Source organism: Streptomyces sp. cg40, assembly GCF_050320165.1.
GTDB lineage: Bacteria > Actinomycetota > Actinomycetes > Streptomycetales > Streptomycetaceae > Streptomyces > Streptomyces hokutonensis.
Window position 1 is genome coordinate 2235804 of the sequence record NZ_CP190128.1, and the last position, 15841, is coordinate 2251644.

The window sequence follows — 15841 nt, forward strand, 5'->3', positions numbered from 1 at the left end:
GGGCTGCGGGCGACGAGGAGCCCACCCACGTCCGCAACTCCCCTACTTCGCGGGAGCGAACACCCGATGTGCCGCGACCACCGCCCCGCCGCGCGCCCACTCCTCGAACGGCAGGGGGCGGACCACGAGATCGCAGTCGACCGCGGCACCGAAGGCGTGATCCACGAAGGCCTGCCGGATGTGGTCGGCGAAGAGGTCGTAGGAGGCGACGCCCTCGCCGGAGATGATGATCCGCTCCGGCCCGATGAGGTTGGCGACGCAGGCGAGGGCGAGGCCCACCGCGTGTCCGGCGCGGGCGAAGACGGCGCGGACGGCGGGGTCGCCGGTGTGCGCGAGGCGGATCGCGCCGTCCATGGTCAACTCCGCGTCGCCGGTGGCCTGTCGGGCCTGTTCGACGATCGCGTGGGTGGAGGCGACCGCCTCCACGCAGCCGGTGTTGCCACAGGTGCAGACCCGGTCGGTGCCGCTCACCGGCAGGTGGCCGACCTCGCCCGCCACGCCCCGCGCGCCGGAGACCACCCGACCGGCGACGCAGAGCCCGGCGCCGATGCCGGCTCCGACGGTGACCAGGGCGAAGATCGACAACCCGACACCGGCGCCGAACCACTGCTCGGCCACGGTCAGCGCGCGTACGTCGTTCTCGACGACCGTGGGTGTCCCGGTGGCCGTCTCTACCAGCTGGGCGAGCGGCACCCGGCGCCAGTTGAGGAAGGGCGAGTACTGGACCGTGCCCAACTGGCTGTCCACGTCACCGGAGATGGTGACCCCGACGCCGTGGAGGTCGGCGGGGCCCGCCAGGTTGGCCGCCGTTCGCAGTTCGTCGACGAGCCGGGCGATGGCCAGCACCACGGTGCCCACGTCGCGCGAGTCGAGGCGGACGCGCCGGGAGGCCAGCGGACGGGCCGTCAGATCGGCCAGTACGCCGATGAGTTCCTCGCCGGTGACCTTCACACCGGCGAACAGGGCGCGTTCGGGCCGGACTTCGACCGGGGTCGCGGGACGGCCGTTGGTCCGCCCGGTGGTGGGCCGGCCGCCCTCGGTGATCCAGCCGTCGGCCATCAGCGAGGTGGCCACCTTGGTGACGGCTCCCGCGGTCAGTCCGGTCCGCCGGCCGATCTCGGCGCGACTCAGCGGACCGTGCTGGAGCAGGGTCTGCAGGACGAGTGCGGCCGCGGGCGGCTGGTCGGCGAGGGTCATGGGGCGACGTTACCTTTCCTTTGGAAAGTAAGACAAGGGATATTCATCGGCCCTATGGGCCTGAAACCGCAGGTCATTCGACAGCAGGTGGCTGAAACCCCCCACCAGGCCACACAAAGGTCGGAGTTTTCTGCGCGTTGACTATGTTGACGCTGGAAGGAAACTAAGCCTAGATTCGCCGCACTCCTCGTCGGGGCGGACGGGACGGTCCTGCGCCGGTGAGGAGTGTGTGGCCCCCACCCACTCGCCCGTTGGCCCCAGCGAACCCCCTCGGTGATGTCCCGGGACGACCACACCGAGAGGCTCCCCGCACCTCGACACCTCAGGCGGGAACCCCGCCTGCAGCCGCGCCCTGACGGAGTACACACATGCCTCGTCCAGCTCGACCCACCCGTCTGAGAACTCTCACCTGCCTCACCGCACTGACGGCGGCGCTCGTCGTGCCCGCCTCCGCACAGGCCGCGACCGCCGCGGACGCCCCGGGGGCCCAGGCATCCGGTACCACGACCGCCACGACCACGCCCCTCGTGGCCGCCAAGCCCTACATGGGTTACAGCACTTGGAGCGTCGAGTCCACCAACTTCCCCGGCTACGGAGGGGACTGGCTCACCGAGGCCCACGTCCTCCAGCAGGCGGACGTACTGTCCTCGAAGTTGAAGTCGCACGGCTACAACTACGTGAACGTGGACGCCGGTTGGAACGACGCCAAGGGCGACGCCTACGCCCGGCCGACCCCGAACCTGACGAAGTTCCCGCACGGGATGAAGTACCTCGCGGACCAACTCCACCGCAAGGGGCTGAAGTTCGGCCTCTATCTGGCCGTCGGCCTCTACCAGCAGGCGTACAACGACGGCAGGACGCCGATCTACAACGCCCCGGGCTGCACCACGAAGGACATCGTCTACCCGGACCTGCGCAAGACCAGCGGCTGGGACGACGTCTCCTACCAGCTGAACTTCTCCAGCCCCTGCACCACCAAGTACATCCAGTCCGAGGCCGACCAACTGGCCTCCTTCGGCGTCGACTTCCTCAAGATCGACGGCGTGGGCCCCGGCTCCAACCAGGGCGACGCGGCGCACGACAACGTCCCCGACATCCAGGCCTGGCACACCGCCCTGAAGAACACCGGGCGGCCCATCGAGTTCACCCTGTCCTGGTCGCTCAGCCACAACCAGGCCGACGTCTGGAAGGCCAACTCAAACGGCTGGCGCATCGACACGGACGTCGAGTGCTACTGCGACACCCTGGTGACGTGGAACAACTCCGTGAAGGCGCGCTGGAACGACGTCGTGCCGTGGATCGACGACGCCGGGCCGGGCCACTGGAACAACCTCGACTCGCTCGATGTGGGTTCGGACGTCATGGACGGCGTCAACCAGACCGAGCGGCAGAGCTACATGACGCTCTGGGCCATCGAGGCGGCGCCGCTGTACATCGGTGACGACCTCACCAAGCTCGACAAGTACGGCCTGAAGCTACTCACCAACGACGAGGTCATCGCCGTGGACCAGGCGGGCAACCCGGCCAGGCCGGTCAGCCAGAAGACGCCCCAGCAGACCTGGTACGCCCGCAACGCCGACGGCAGTTACACCGTGGCCCTGTTCAACCTGGGCAAGGGCTACTCGGACGTGACCGCGGACTTCAGCGACCTCGGCATCAGCGGCAAGGCCAAGGTCCGCGACCTGTGGAGCCACAAGAACCTCGGCTCGGTGAGCGGCAGGTTCACCGACAACCTGGCCCCGCACGGCTCGCGTCTGCTGCGCATCACGCCCGCCGCGACCGGCAGCCACCCGGGTGTGCCGCTGAACGTGCACGGCACCGCGTCGACGGCCGGCAGCGTCTCGCTCGCCTGGAGCGCGGTCAACTCCGGTACGAAGACAACCGGTTACGACGTGTACGCCAATGGCACCAAGAAGGCCACCGTCACCGGCACTTCGGCCACCGTGAGCGGTCTGAAGGCCGGTACCGCCTACTCCTTCACCGTGGTCGCCCATGACGCGAAGGCCCGAAAGTCCTTCCCCAGCAAGGGAGTCGACGTCACCACCCCGGCGGCCGGCGGACCGGTGTCCTACGAGGCCGAGGCCTCCGGGAACACCCTCACCGGCAACGCCTCCGTGGGCGACTGCTCCGCGTGCTCGGGCGGCAAGAAGGTCGGCAACCTCGGCGGCACCGGAACCCTGGCGGTCAACCACGTCACCGCGCCCCGCGACGGCACCTACCTGATGAAGCTCGACTACACCGACGGCTCCACCGGCCGCACGATGATCATCGGCACAGGTGACACCTCCTTCCAGCAGTTCCTGCCGGGCAGCAACGACAACAACTGGGGGCAGCCGAGCTCGATCACGGTGCCCGTGCAGCTGAAGGCCGGCGACAACACGATCACCTTCGGCAACGCCTCGGACTACGCCTCCGACGTGGACCGCATCACCCTCTGACCGCCGTCCGTCCGACCCGGGCGGCCTCCAACCGACCGACATCCGAGGAGAGTTCCGTGGTGGTCACATCACAGGGCGAGCCCAAGACGCCGACCCCACCGCCGTCCGCCGCGGTGACCACCACGGTTACCGCCCCCGGCCCAACCCCCCGCGTCCGCAGGACCCGTTCGACCCGCAGGGCGAGCCGATACGCGCCGACCAGGTCCGCGGCGGCCCGCCGCCGCGACCTGCCGGTCGCCCTCCTGCTGATCATTCCCTCCGTCGTCGGCTTCGCGGTCTTCTACGCCTATCCGACCCTCCGAGGCATCTACCTCAGCTTCACCGACTTCCATGTCCTCACCCCGCCGAACTGGGTGGGACTGGCCAACTTCCACCAGATGTTCGGCGACGACGTCTTCTGGCACTCGCTGCTCGTCACCGTCTACTTCGTGATCCTGGCCGTCGTCTTCGGCACATTGGCCTCCCTGGTGACGGCGGTGGTGCTGCACCGGGTGACCAAGTCGTCGGGGCTGCGCGGCGTGATCCTGCTGCCGTTCCTGATCTCCAACGTCATCGCCGCCCTGGTCTGGCAGTGGATGCTCGACCCGTCCCTCGGTGTGGTCAGCCTCGTCCTCCAGCATCTGACGGGCCACTCCATCCTCTTCTTCGGCAGCAGCGCCTGGGCCATCCCGTCCCTCGCCGCGATCAGCATCTGGAAGTGGATGGGCTACTACTCCCTGCTGATCTTCGCCGGTCTCCAGACCATCCCCTCCACCATCTACGAGGCCGGCCGGGTCGACGGCGCCAGTGAGGTGCAGATGTTCCGCCGCCTCACGGTGCCCCTGCTGCGGCCGATCCTGGTCATGGTGGTCGTCCTGACGGTGATCAACTCCTTCCAGGTGTTCGACATCGTGCAGGTCACCACCCAGGGCGGCCCGGCGAACGCCTCGAACGTGCTCCAGATGTACATCTACAGCAAGGCGTTCAGGCAGTTCGACTTCGGCTACGCCGCCACCCTCTCGCTGGCCCTGTTCGCCCTGCTCATCACGGTCACCTTCACCCAACTGCGGCTCGCCCGGGCCAACGAATCCGACCTGAGCTGAAGGAGCCCGTCATGGCAGTCACCCTCGCCCCCGGCCGGGCGGCCACCGCGTGGCCCCGGCCCCGGAAGAACCGCAGAAGCCTCTCCCCCGGCAGGATCGTCGCCTGGATCTATCTGGGCATCGTCGTCCTCATCACGCTCTTCCCGTTCTACTGGATCCTGCGCACCGCGCTGTCCAACAACTACAAGCTGTCGACACACCCGTCCTCGCCGCTGCCGGTCGGCTTCACCTGGGGCGCCTTCGAACGCGTCCTCGGGATCGCCTCCACCGCCGACGCACAGGCCCAGGGCGGCTCGGGTGCGGCCATCGACATCGCGCTGTACCTGCGCAATTCGCTGATCTACGCGTCCGTGCAGACCGTGCTGATCGTGCTGTTCGCCTCGGCCGGCGCCTACGCGTTCTCCCGGCTGCACTGGCGGGGCCGCAACCTGGTGTTCAATATCCTGATCACCGCGCTGATGGTGCCCAGCGTCTTCACGCTGCTGCCCAACTTCGTGTTCGTCAAAGACCTCGGCCTGACCAACACGTTCGCCGGACTGATCCTGCCCGGAGCCCTCTTCCAGGCGTTCACGCTGTTCTTCCTACGGCAGTTCATGCTGGGGCTGAGCAACGAGGTCGAGGAGGCCGCGATCCTCGACGGGGCGGGCCCGCTGCGGATCTTCTTCCGGATCGTGCTGCCGATGTCGTCGGCTCCGATCGCGACCGTGTCGCTGCTGATGTTCGTCAACGCCTGGAACGACTACTTCTGGCCGCTGCTGATCACCAACAGCCAGGACGTGGAGCCGCTGACCCTCGCGCTCGGCGTCTTCAAGCAGTCCTCGCCCCAAGCCGCCCCCGACTGGGCCGGGTTGATGGCCGCCGCCCTGGTCGCGGCCCTGCCAATGCTGCTGCTGTTCGTCGCCTTCGGCAAGCGCATCGTCAACTCCATCGGCTTCTCCGGCCTCAAGTGACCGGCCGTACCCCGCGATTGGACGACACAGCCATGCACTCCAGCGACCTGGTGCTGAGCTGGCCCGCGCCCGCCGCCACCTGGACGGAGGCCGCCCCGGTCGGCAACGGCAGGATCGGCGCGATGGTCTTCGGCGGCACCGGCCGGACCCGTGTCCAGATCAACGACTCCACCGTCTGGTCCGGCACCCCCGCCGGACCGGCCGCCGCCCTCGCCGCACTCCGCGCGCGAGGGGCAGGTCCGGAGCGGCTCGAAGAGGTCCGCGCCGCGCTGCGCGCCGGCGACCAGGACCGCGCCGAATCCCTCCTCATGACCTTCGAGGGCCCCTACACCCAGGAGTATCTGCCGTACGCCGACCTGCACTTGACCGTGCCGGGCGGCGAGCGCGCCACCTACCGCGGCCGGACACTCGACCTCGACACAGCGGTGGCCGAGGACGGCTTCGACCTCGACGGGACGACGGTACGGCGCCGGGTCTGGGCCGACGCCGTCACCGGCGCGCTGTGCGCGACGCTGGACGCGGACGGCGGCACGGTCGACCTGGCCGTTGAACTGTCCACCCCGCTAAGGGAATTGCTCCGCTCGGCCGCGCCCGACGGCATCACGCTGGGCATCGGGATACCGGTGGACGGCGCCCCCGAGCACGAACCCGAGGTCGCGGAACCGCTGCGCTACGTGGACGGCCCCGTCGACGGCTACGACCCCTTCGGCGCCCTGGCGCTCGCCGTGCACACGGACGGCACGACGACCGTGGACGACGAGGGAGTCCTGCGCGTCACCGGCGCCTCGCACGTCCTGCTCACCCTGGCCAGTTCCACCGCGGCCCACCGCGACTGGAACGGGGCCCCGGCCGTGGACCGGGCCGCCCATCTGGCCGAGGCCGGCCACCTCGCGGCGCGGGCCCTCGCGCAGGGCGCCGACCGCCTCCTCAAGGACCACGAGGCCGACGTACGGGCCCTGTTGGGCGGCACGTCCCTGCGCGTCGGGCCCCGCCGCTCCGGCACCTACGACGTCGCCCGCGACATCCTCGGCGGCGACGACGAACTCCTCACCGCCACCGTGCTGTTCCAGCTCGGCCGCCACCTCCTGGCCACCGCCTCCCGCCCGCACACCGGCCCCCCGGCCAACCTCCAGGGCATCTGGAACGCCGAGCTGCGCCCCGCCTGGTCGTCCAACTACACGATCAACATCAACACCCAGATGAACTACTGGGGCGCGGAGACGGTCGGGCTCAGCGCCTGTCACGCGCCCCTGTTCGACCTCCTCGACCGCATGGCCGTACAAGGCACGCGCGTGGCAAGGGAGTTGTACGGTGCGCGCGGCTGGGTCGCGCATCACAACACCGACCCGTGGGGATGGGCGCTGCCGGTCGGCATGGGGCACGGCAACACCTCGTGGGCACTGTGGATGATGGGCGGCGCCTGGCTGTCCCAACACCTTTGGGACCACTACGAGTTCACCCGGGACGCCGTCTTCCTGCGGGAGCGGGCCTGGCCGTTGCTCAGCGGCTGCGCCGAGTTCCTGCTCGACTGGCTCGTCGACGACGGCACCGGCCACCTGGACACCCTGCCGTCGACCTCCCCGGAGAACCTGTTCCTGGCCGACGGCGTTCCGAGGTCCCTGACCCGCTCCGCCGCCATGGACCTGGCGCTGATCCGGGCCACCTTCCAACGGACCCTGACGTCAGCCGAGTTGCTGGGCATGGACACCCCGCTGACCGGGGAGATACGCGCGGCACTGCCACGGCTGCGCCCACTGCCGGTGTCGCCGGAGGGCCGGCTCCAGGAGTGGGCCGAGGACCTGACCGAGGCCGACCCGCACCACCGTCACCTCTCGCACCTGATCGCCGTACATCCGCTGGGTCTGATCGATCCCGACTCGACTCCCGAACTGGCCGAGGCGGCAAGGAAGTCGATGGACCGGCGCGGGCCGGGGGCGATGGGGTGGTCGTGGTCCTGGAAGATCGCTCTGCGGGCGTGGCTGCGTGACGCCCCCGCCGCGCGCTCGCTGTTCCTCGAAGCCGTGCAGCCACTTGACGGCGACTCCGGGGTGAACGCCCCTGTGGACGGATCGCGTTGGGGCGGGCTGCTGCCCAACCTGTTCTCCACGCATCCGCCGTTCCAGATCGACGGCAACTACGGGCTGATGGCAGGCATCGCCGAGATGGTGGTGCAGAGCCACACCGGCACGCTCCAGCTGCTGCCCGCGCTGCCCGCGCAGTGGGCCGAAGGTGAGGCCCGGGACCTGCGTTGTCGCGGTGGTCTGGCCGTCGACTTCGCCTGGAACAAGGGCGAGTTGACCGGTGCGACCGTGCGCAGGCACGCGGGTGACTCCGGTGAGACCGTGCGGGTCCGGTATCGCGACCGGACGACCGAGCTACTGCTTCCGGCCGGTCACCAGGTCGAGTTGGACGCTGCGCTGCGGCCCAAAGGGGAGCCGGTGCCGTGCTGAGCGAACAGGACGTCCCCGAGCTGTTCGCCTACCGCAGCGCCTACCGCGAACCCGCCGACTTCGACACCTTCTGGAAGGGCACCCTCGCCGAGACCCGCGCCGGACAGGAGGCCACCCTCCAACTGAGCGCGGTCGCCACCGGCTTGGAGACGGTCGACGTCTACGACGCCGTGCTGCCCGGCTTCGGCGGCCACCCCGTCCGCGCCTGGCTGCGGATGCCCCGGCGGCGGGGCGGCCCGCTGCCCGCCGTGGTGCAGTTCCACGGTTACGGCAGTGGGCGCGGGGCCCCGATCGACGACCTGCTGTGGGCGTCCGCCGGGTACGCGCATCTGCTGGTGGACGCGCGCGGTCAGGGCGGCGCCTGGGCGGGCGGGGGCGGGACCCCCGACCCGGTCGGCAGCGGCCCGGCGCATCCCGGGTTCCTCACGCGGGGCATCGAGGACAAGGACACCTACGTCTACCGGCGGGTGTTCACCGACGCCGTCCGTGCCGTGGACGCGCTGCGTGCCCGCACCGATCTGGTCGACCCGGAGCGGGTCGCCGTGGTCGGCCCCAGCCAGGGCGGCGGTATCGCCCTCGCGGTCGCCGGACTGGTGTCCGGCCTGGCCGCCGCCCACTTCCAGTCGCCGTTCCTCTGCGACATCCGGCACGCCACCCGGCTCACCTCCGCCGAGCCCTACGCCGAGATCGTCGGCTATCTGGGGGCCCGCCGGGACCGGGTGGAGCAGACCTTCGACACTCTCGGCTACTTCGACGGACTCGCCTTCGCCCGCCGCGCGAACGCCCCGGCCTGGTTCTCCGCCGGGCTGCGCGACGAGGTGTGGTCGGCCGTCACCGCGATCGCCGCCTACCACGCCTACGCCGGCCAAAAGGAGCTGCGGCTGTGGGAGTTCAACGGCCACGACGCCGGCGGGCCCGAGGACCTGGCCGTCGCACTGGGCGCTTTCGGCGCCCTCCTCAAGACGTCGTCCCATCCGCCGGTGCAGCCGTCCCCCGCACCGACCGCGTCATCCCGAAAGAAGGAACAATGAGAAGAATCAAGGGAGTTCGGAAGACGGTCGCGCTGGGCGCCACGCTCACGCTGGCCGCGCTGCTCTCCGCGTGCTCGGGCGGCTCCTCCTCCGCCGGTGGTTCCAGCACCGTCAACTGGTGGACCTGGGACGACAAGCAGGCCGCCGCGTACAAGGTGTGCGCCACGGACTTCGAGAAGGCCAACCCCGGCACCAAGGTGAAGATCACCCAGTACAACGTCAACGACTACTTCACCAAGCTGACCGCCGGATTCGTGGCCGGCAACGCGCCCGACGCCTTCCAGAACAGCGTCCAGTTCTTCCAGGCGTACGCCTCCCAGCACCAACTGCTGGCGATGGACGACTACATCAAGAAGGACAACTTCGACCTGTCCCGGTTCTCGGTCGGTGTCGACGCCTGGAAGTTCACCGACGGCAAGCAGTACGCCCTGCCGCTGGACTGGGCGGCGTCCGGCGTCTACTTCAACGAGGACGCCGTCAAGAAGGCCGGGTACACCGACCAGGACGTCAAGTCGCTGAACTGGAACCCCGACAACGGCGGCACGCTCGGCAAGATGATCGCCCACCTGAGCATCGACACCAAGGGCCGGCGAGGCGACGAGAAGGGCTTCGACAAGTCCCACATCAAGACGTACGGCTACGGGGAGGTCGCGTCGAAGGACTTCATCGGCCAGTTCACCTGGAACCCGCTGGTCAGCACCACGGGCTGGCGGCTGGGCGACAGGACGACCTGGCCGACAGTGTTCAACTACGCCGACCCCCGGTTCGTGAAGACCATGGACTGGATCCGTTCCCTGACCGACAAGGGCTACGCGCCGAAAATCGGGCAGTTCAACGACAGCGTCAGCGACGTCGACCTGCTCTCCTCCGGCAAGGTCGCCATGGAGACCGGCGGTTCGTGGGAGGCCTCGACCTTCGTGAAGATCCCCGGCGTCAAGGTCGGGATCGCCCCCACCCCCTACGGCCCCGACGGCAAGACCCGGTCCGTGCTGAGCAACTCGAACGGCAACAACATCTGGGCCGGCACCAAGAACCCCGAGCAGACCTGGAAGTGGGTCTCCTACATGGGCAGTGAGGCCTGCCAGTCCAAGGCCTCCCTGACGGGCACCTTCTTCCCGTCGATCCCGGCCTCCATGGACGCCTCGGCCGCCGCGCTGGCCAAGACGGGCGTCGACCTGTCCGTCTTCACGGACATGATCAAGGACAAGGTCCTCTACCCGTCCCCGGTCTACGGCAACGGCGCGGCTCTCCAGGACGCGTTCCAGCCGCTGTTCCAGGGCTACTTCGCGGGCCAGAAGAGCGACTCCGTCTTCACCGACATGCAGAACCAGAGCAAGCAGCTGCTCGCCAAGAAGTGACCCCACCGCTCCTCCGCACCCCCTGTCCGGCCGTCGGACGGGCCCACTGAGCCGGGCCCGTCCGGTGGCACCGGGCGCCCGGAAAGGACTCTTCATGCCGGACACCACGGCGCGGATCCACATCCTGCGCGCGGCGGGCACCGCCCTCGTCGTGGAGCTCACCGAGCCGGTGCCCAGGGTGCTGCACTGGGGGGCCGACCTGGGCGACCTCCCGCAGGACGCCCTGGCCGCGCTCGCCCTGACCGGCGAACCCGCCGTGCTCAACAACTCCGTCGACATCCCGCGCCGGTTCACCGTCTGGCCCACCGAGGCCGACGCCTGGTCCGGCACCCCGGCCCAGGAGGGCCATCTCGCCGGCGCGTTCGCCGCACCCCGGCTGACACTGACGGACAGTTCGTACCAACCACGTTCTAAGGGCGGGGAGTTGACCCTCCACCTCGTCGACCCCGGCACCGGACTCGACGTCACGCTCTCCTACGTTCTGGAGCCCTCCGGGGTACTGGGCGTACGGACCACACTCACCCGCCGGCCGGACGCGGACCCGGTGCCGTACGACCTGGCGGGCCTCACGACGCTGCTGCCGCTGCCGCGCCGGGCGTCCGAGGTCCTCGACTTCACCGGCAAGTGGAGCCGGGAGCGCTCACCGCAGCGGCGGCCGCTGGGCTACGGCACGCACGCCCGTGAGGTGCGGCGGGGCAAGCCGGGGGTGGACTCGCCGTACGTCATGGCGGTGGGCGTGCCCGGGTTCGGTTTCCGCGACGGGGAGATCTGGGCCGTCCATGTGGCCTGGAGCGGCGACCAGCGGTATCTGGCCGAGCAGTTGCCGGAGGGCGCGGGCACCCATGCGGGGGTGCTCGGCGGCGGCGAACTCCTGCGGGCCGGGGAGATCCGGCTCGCGCCCGGTGAGTCGTACACCGCTCCGGTCTGCCACTTCGCCTGGTCCGACCAGGGCCTGGACGGGCTCGCCGACCGCTTCCACACCCTGCTCCGGGCCCGCCCCACGCATCCGCGCGGCCCCCGCCCGGTGATCCTCAACAGCTGGGAGGCGGTCTACTTCGACCACGACCTGGACCGGCTGCTGCGGCTGGCCGACCGGGCCGCCGAGGTCGGTGTCGAGCGGTTCGTGCTGGACGACGGCTGGTTCCGGGGCCGTCGTTCGGACGACGCCGGGCTCGGCGACTGGACCGTCGACCCCGTGGTGTGGCCCGAGGGGCTGACCCCGCTGGTGGACCATGTGCGGTCGCTCGGCATGGAGTTCGGGCTGTGGGTGGAGCCGGAGATGATCAACCTGGACTCCGACCTGGCCCGCGAGCACCCCGACTGGGTGCTGGGCCCCGCCCGCGGGGTCGGCCCGGCGGCCCGCCACCAGCATGTGCTGGACCTGGCCAACTCCGATGCCTGGCAGTATCTGTTGGACGCGTTGGACGCCCTAGTGGAGAAGTACGCCATCGCGTATCTCAAGTGGGACCACAACCGGGAACTCCACGAGACCGTGCACTCGGCCGCCGACCGCCCCGCGGCGCACGCCCAGGTGGTGGCCCTCTACCGGCTGATGGACGCTCTCAGGGAGCGCCACCCCGCCCTGGAGATCGAGAGCTGCGCCGCCGGTGGCGGACGGATCGACCTGGGCATCCTGCAACGGACCGACCGGGTCTGGGCCTCGGACTGCAACGACCCGGTGGAACGCCAGACCATCCAGCGCTGGACCGCGCAACTACTGCCCCCCGAACTGGTCGGCACCCACGTGGGCCCGCGCACCAGCCACACCACCGACCGCGTCAGCTCCGACCAACTCCGCCTGACCACCGCCCTGTTCGGCCACGCGGGCATCGAACAGGACCTCACCCGCTGCTCCCCGGAGGAACTCGCCCGCCTCACCGCCTGGACCGCCCTCCACCGCGAACTGCGCCCGCTGCTCCACGGCGGCCGCACGGTCCGCGTCGACCTCACCGACGAGTCGACCCTGCTGCACGGAGTCGTGGCCCACGACGGCTCGGCCGCGCTGTACTGCTGGGCGCGGCTCGCCACGTCCCCCGAAGGCCAGTACGGGCGAACGCAGTTGCCCGGCCTGGACCCCGAGGCGACCTACCGGGTGCGCGTGCGCACCGAGTTGGGCCTGCCGTCCTTCCACGAGATCGCGGAACCGGCCTGGCTGTCCGCGGCCCTCGACGACGGTCTGTCCCTGCCCGGTTCGGTACTCACCGTCGCCGGCCTGCCCCTGCCGAACCTCAACCCCGAACAGGCCCTGCTCCTCGAACTCAGGAGGACGGCCGACTGACCGGGCGTGACTCCGCCTCGCAACGGGATTCCGTTGCGCGGGCCGTCACGAGGCCCGACTCGTAGGCGAACACGACGAGTTGGGCCCGGTCTCGGGCGCCCAGTTTGGTCATGGCCCGGCTGATGTGGGTCTTCGCCGTGAAGGGGCTGATGACCATGTGGGCGGCGATCTCCTCGTTGGTGAGGCCGCGGGCGGCCAGGGCGGTGACCTCGCGTTCGCGACGGGTGAGATGTTCGAGGCCGGTGGCGGTGGAGCGGTCGGGGGGCCGGGAGACGAACTCGCCGATGAGGGTGCGGGTGATCGACGGGGAGAGGAGGGCCTCGCCGGCGGCGACGATCCCGATGGCCTGGAGCAGGTCCGCGGGATCGGTGTCCTTCAGGAGGAAGCCGCTGGCGCCCGCCCGGAGCGCCTCGAAGACGTACTCGTCCAGGCCGTAGTTGGTGAGGATGACGACCCGGACCGCGGCGAGGGCGGGGTCGGCGGCGATGCGGCGGGTCGCCTCGATGCCCGTCAGCACCGGCATCTGCACGTCTATCAGCGCGACGTCGGGCAGTTGCGCGCGGACGAGGGCCACGCCCTGTTCGCCGTCGGCCGCCTCGCCCACCACCTCGATGCCGTCCTCGGCTTCGAGGAGGGCGCGGAAGCCCGCGCGCATCAACGCCTGGTCGTCGACGACCACGACCCGGATCATCCCGCCTCCCCCAGTGGCAGTTCGGCCCGTACCGAGAAGCCGCCCTCCGCGCGCGGGGCGGTGTGCAGGGTGCCGCCCAGGGCCGTGACGCGCTCGCGCATGCCGGTGAGGCCGATGCCGGGCTTCGGCGGGCAGCCGGGGTCGGCCGCCCCGTCGTCCTCCACCCGGATCGTCAAGTCCTCTTCGCCGTAGTCGAGTCGGACGCTGACCTTGGCCGGGCCCGCGTGCCGGGCCGCGTTGGTCAGGGCCTCCTGGACGATGCGGTACACCGCGCGGTCGACCGTCGCCGCGAGGGGGCGCTCCTCGCCCGTCACCGCGAGTTCGACGGCGAGTCCGGCCGCGCAGGCCCGCTCGACGAGCAGTTCGGGGGTGCCGGTGGGCTCCTCGGTGGTGCGCAGGACCTCCAGGGTGGCCCGCAGTTCCCGCATCGCCTCGCCGCCCGCCTCCTGGATGGCGAGCAGTGCGGGCGGCACCTCCTCGCCGCGCTTGCGGGCGAGGTGGACGGCGACGCCCGCCTGGAGCTTGACGATCGAGATGCTGTGGGTGAGGGAGTCGTGCAACTCCCGCGCTATGCGGAGCCGTTCCTCACCCTCGCGGCGCAACGCGACCTCCTCGCGGGTGCGTTCGGCCTCCAGGGCGCGCTGTTCGGTCTGGCGCAGATACGCCTGCCAGTTGCGGTCGGCGAGGCCGGTGACCACCGCGCACAGGAACCAGCCGGCGATGAGCGCGGTCCGCTCGAGCACCTGCTGGGTCGTCGGGCCCGTGGCGAAGTACGCGGCCAGGAACAGCCCGCCCGCCCCGGCCGACCAGCCGCGGTGTCCCACCCGGGCCGCCGTGTGCATGGCGGCGAGCACGGGCAGACCGGCGGCCGGCCCCGGGTGGGCGTGCAGGACGTAGGCCGCCTCCGCGACCGTGGCCACGGCGAGGACCGCGCGCGGGGCCGTCTGGTAGAACGCCAGGGCCGCCGAGGCCAGAGCCATCAGCGCGTAGTCGACGGCGGTGGTGTCCGCGTCGAAGGCGGCGACGGTCATGACGAGGGCGCCGATCACGACCGCGAGGGAAGCGTCGGCGAGGCGCCTGCGTGGGGTCACATCGACCGGGTACCCGCTCATGACCGCACAGTAGACCGCCGCGCCGACATGGTCGTCAGCCCTGTGGACAACTCCTGGACTACTCCCCACGCAGTACTTTCCGGGCCCGCGCCACCCGGCCGACGCAGCGTCAACTCCCTTCGGCCGTACGACGACCTGAGGCATCCGGGCGGCGCACGCTGCTGCCATGCCCACACCCTTCCGTCACACCCGGCCCCCGTCGCCGAAGTCCGCCACGGGCCGCACCGCCGAAGTCTTCGAGCAGATCGCCGTCGACTTCGGGATCGAGCGGCCCCCGACCTTCGTGGTCCTGTCCTCCGTGCCCGAACTCCTGGCGCCCGCCTGGGCGTTGATGCGGGAGTCGCTGATCGCGGGCGACGGCAGCCGCACCGGCAAGGAGCTGGCCGCCCTCGGTGTCTCGCTCGCCAACAAGTGCCCGTTCTGCGCGGACGCGCACACCGTCCTGCTGCATGCCACCGGCGACCACGCCCTCGCCGAGCACCTGGCACGCGGCGGCACACCGGACAACGAGGAGCACGCGCGCGTGCTCGACTGGGGCCGCCGCACCCGGGTCCCGGGCGCGGACCTGGCGCCCTATCCGTTCCCGTCCGAACAGGCGCCCGCCTATCTCGGCACGGCCCTCGCCTTCCACTTCATCAACCGCATCGTGTCGGCCCTGCTCACCGAGCAGCTCCTGCCGGGCAACGCCCAGCGGTTCCGGGCCGTCCGCAGCCTCGCCGGCCGCAGCGTGGCCCGCACCGTGCGCCGCAGCGCCGTACCGGGAGCGGCACTCCCCCTGCTCGACACGCCGGGCCCCGGCCCGGGCTGGGCGGCCGGCACCCCGGTGGGCCCGGCCTACGACGCCCTGCGCACGGCGGCGCTCGCGGGCGCGGACCTTCTCGACGCGGACGACCTGACCCTCGTACGGGAGACGCTGTGGGCCTGGGACGGGGGACATCCGCCGGTCGTGCTGCGCGGCTTCCCGAACCGGCGGGAGCGGCCGGCGGCACGGCTGGCGGTGCTGGCCGCGCTCGCGCCGTACCGGATAACGGAGGAGGACGTGGCCGCCCGGCGGGAGCCGTCGCGCAGTGACGCGAGTCTCGTGCGGCTCGTCGCGTACGGGGCGTTCGCGGCCGTCGAACGGATCGAGACGACGATGCGGGTGCCCGCCGTCCACACCTGAGCGGTGGACATAAGAGGACACACAACGCGTCCACAGTCGGGCACTGTCACCACACAGGCACGGAGCGAGTTCGTACTTCCGCCTCACAGGGA

General features: G+C 70.7%; 11 protein-coding genes. 8 read left to right on the forward strand and 3 right to left on the reverse strand.

Translation table 11 applies throughout. The features are described 5' to 3' along the window. Nucleotides 1-42: 42 nt before the first annotated feature. A complete protein-coding gene (locus ACQHII_RS09865; protein WP_427918925.1) occupies nt 43-1197 on the reverse strand; it encodes an ROK family transcriptional regulator in 1155 nt (384 codons plus the stop codon). Nucleotides 1198-1565: 368 nt separating this feature from the next. Between ACQHII_RS09865 and ACQHII_RS09870 the strand changes: the two genes are divergently transcribed. The 7 genes from ACQHII_RS09870 to ACQHII_RS09900 all read left to right on the forward strand — a co-directional run bounded on the left by ACQHII_RS09870 (nt 1566) and on the right by ACQHII_RS09900 (nt 12784). Next, nucleotides 1566-3635, forward strand: coding sequence for a fibronectin type III domain-containing protein (locus ACQHII_RS09870; RefSeq protein WP_427918926.1), 2070 nt, complete (start codon nt 1566-1568; stop codon nt 3633-3635). 56 nt (nt 3636-3691) lie between these two features. Then, nucleotides 3692-4717 (forward strand): carbohydrate ABC transporter permease, encoded by a 1026-nt coding sequence (locus ACQHII_RS09875; RefSeq protein ID WP_427918927.1) that lies wholly within the window; start codon nt 3692-3694, stop codon nt 4715-4717. A gap of 11 nt (nt 4718-4728) precedes the next feature. Continuing rightward, nucleotides 4729-5667, forward strand: coding sequence for a carbohydrate ABC transporter permease (locus ACQHII_RS09880; RefSeq protein ID WP_427918928.1), 939 nt, complete (start codon nt 4729-4731; stop codon nt 5665-5667). Nucleotides 5668-5699: 32 nt separating this feature from the next. After that, entirely contained in the window at nt 5700-8117 is a 2418-nt protein-coding gene (locus tag ACQHII_RS09885; protein WP_427918929.1) for a glycoside hydrolase family 95 protein, read from the forward strand. Further along, on the forward strand, nt 8111-9148 hold the full coding sequence (locus tag ACQHII_RS09890; RefSeq protein WP_427918930.1) for an acetylxylan esterase: 1038 nt from the start codon (nt 8111-8113) through the stop codon (nt 9146-9148). Before ACQHII_RS09885 ends, ACQHII_RS09890 begins: the two co-directional genes overlap by 7 nt. Further along, entirely contained in the window at nt 9145-10506 is a 1362-nt protein-coding gene (locus ACQHII_RS09895) for an ABC transporter substrate-binding protein (protein ID WP_427918931.1), read from the forward strand. Before ACQHII_RS09890 ends, ACQHII_RS09895 begins: the two co-directional genes overlap by 4 nt. A gap of 94 nt (nt 10507-10600) precedes the next feature. After that, a complete protein-coding gene (locus ACQHII_RS09900) occupies nt 10601-12784 on the forward strand; it encodes an alpha-galactosidase (protein WP_427918932.1) in 2184 nt (727 codons plus the stop codon). Here the strand turns inward: ACQHII_RS09900 and ACQHII_RS09905 are convergent. Both ACQHII_RS09905 and ACQHII_RS09910 read right to left on the reverse strand, forming a co-directional pair. Further along, complete coding sequence (locus ACQHII_RS09905; RefSeq protein ID WP_427918933.1) at nt 12765-13475, reverse strand: response regulator; 711 nt, start codon at nt 13473-13475, stop codon at nt 12765-12767. The genes ACQHII_RS09900 and ACQHII_RS09905 overlap by 20 nt on opposite strands. Beyond that, nucleotides 13472-14587: a sensor histidine kinase gene (locus ACQHII_RS09910; RefSeq protein ID WP_427918934.1), complete on the reverse strand. Its 1116-nt coding sequence runs from the start codon at nt 14585-14587 to the stop codon at nt 13472-13474. Before ACQHII_RS09910 ends, ACQHII_RS09905 begins: the two co-directional genes overlap by 4 nt. A gap of 166 nt (nt 14588-14753) precedes the next feature. Here ACQHII_RS09910 and ACQHII_RS09915 point away from each other — a divergent pair, with 166 nt between their 5' ends. Next, nucleotides 14754-15749 carry a carboxymuconolactone decarboxylase family protein gene (locus tag ACQHII_RS09915; RefSeq protein ID WP_427918935.1) on the forward strand — a complete coding sequence of 332 codons (996 nt, stop codon included), beginning with the start codon at nt 14754-14756 and terminating at the stop codon, nt 15747-15749. Nucleotides 15750-15841 lie beyond the last annotated feature (92 nt).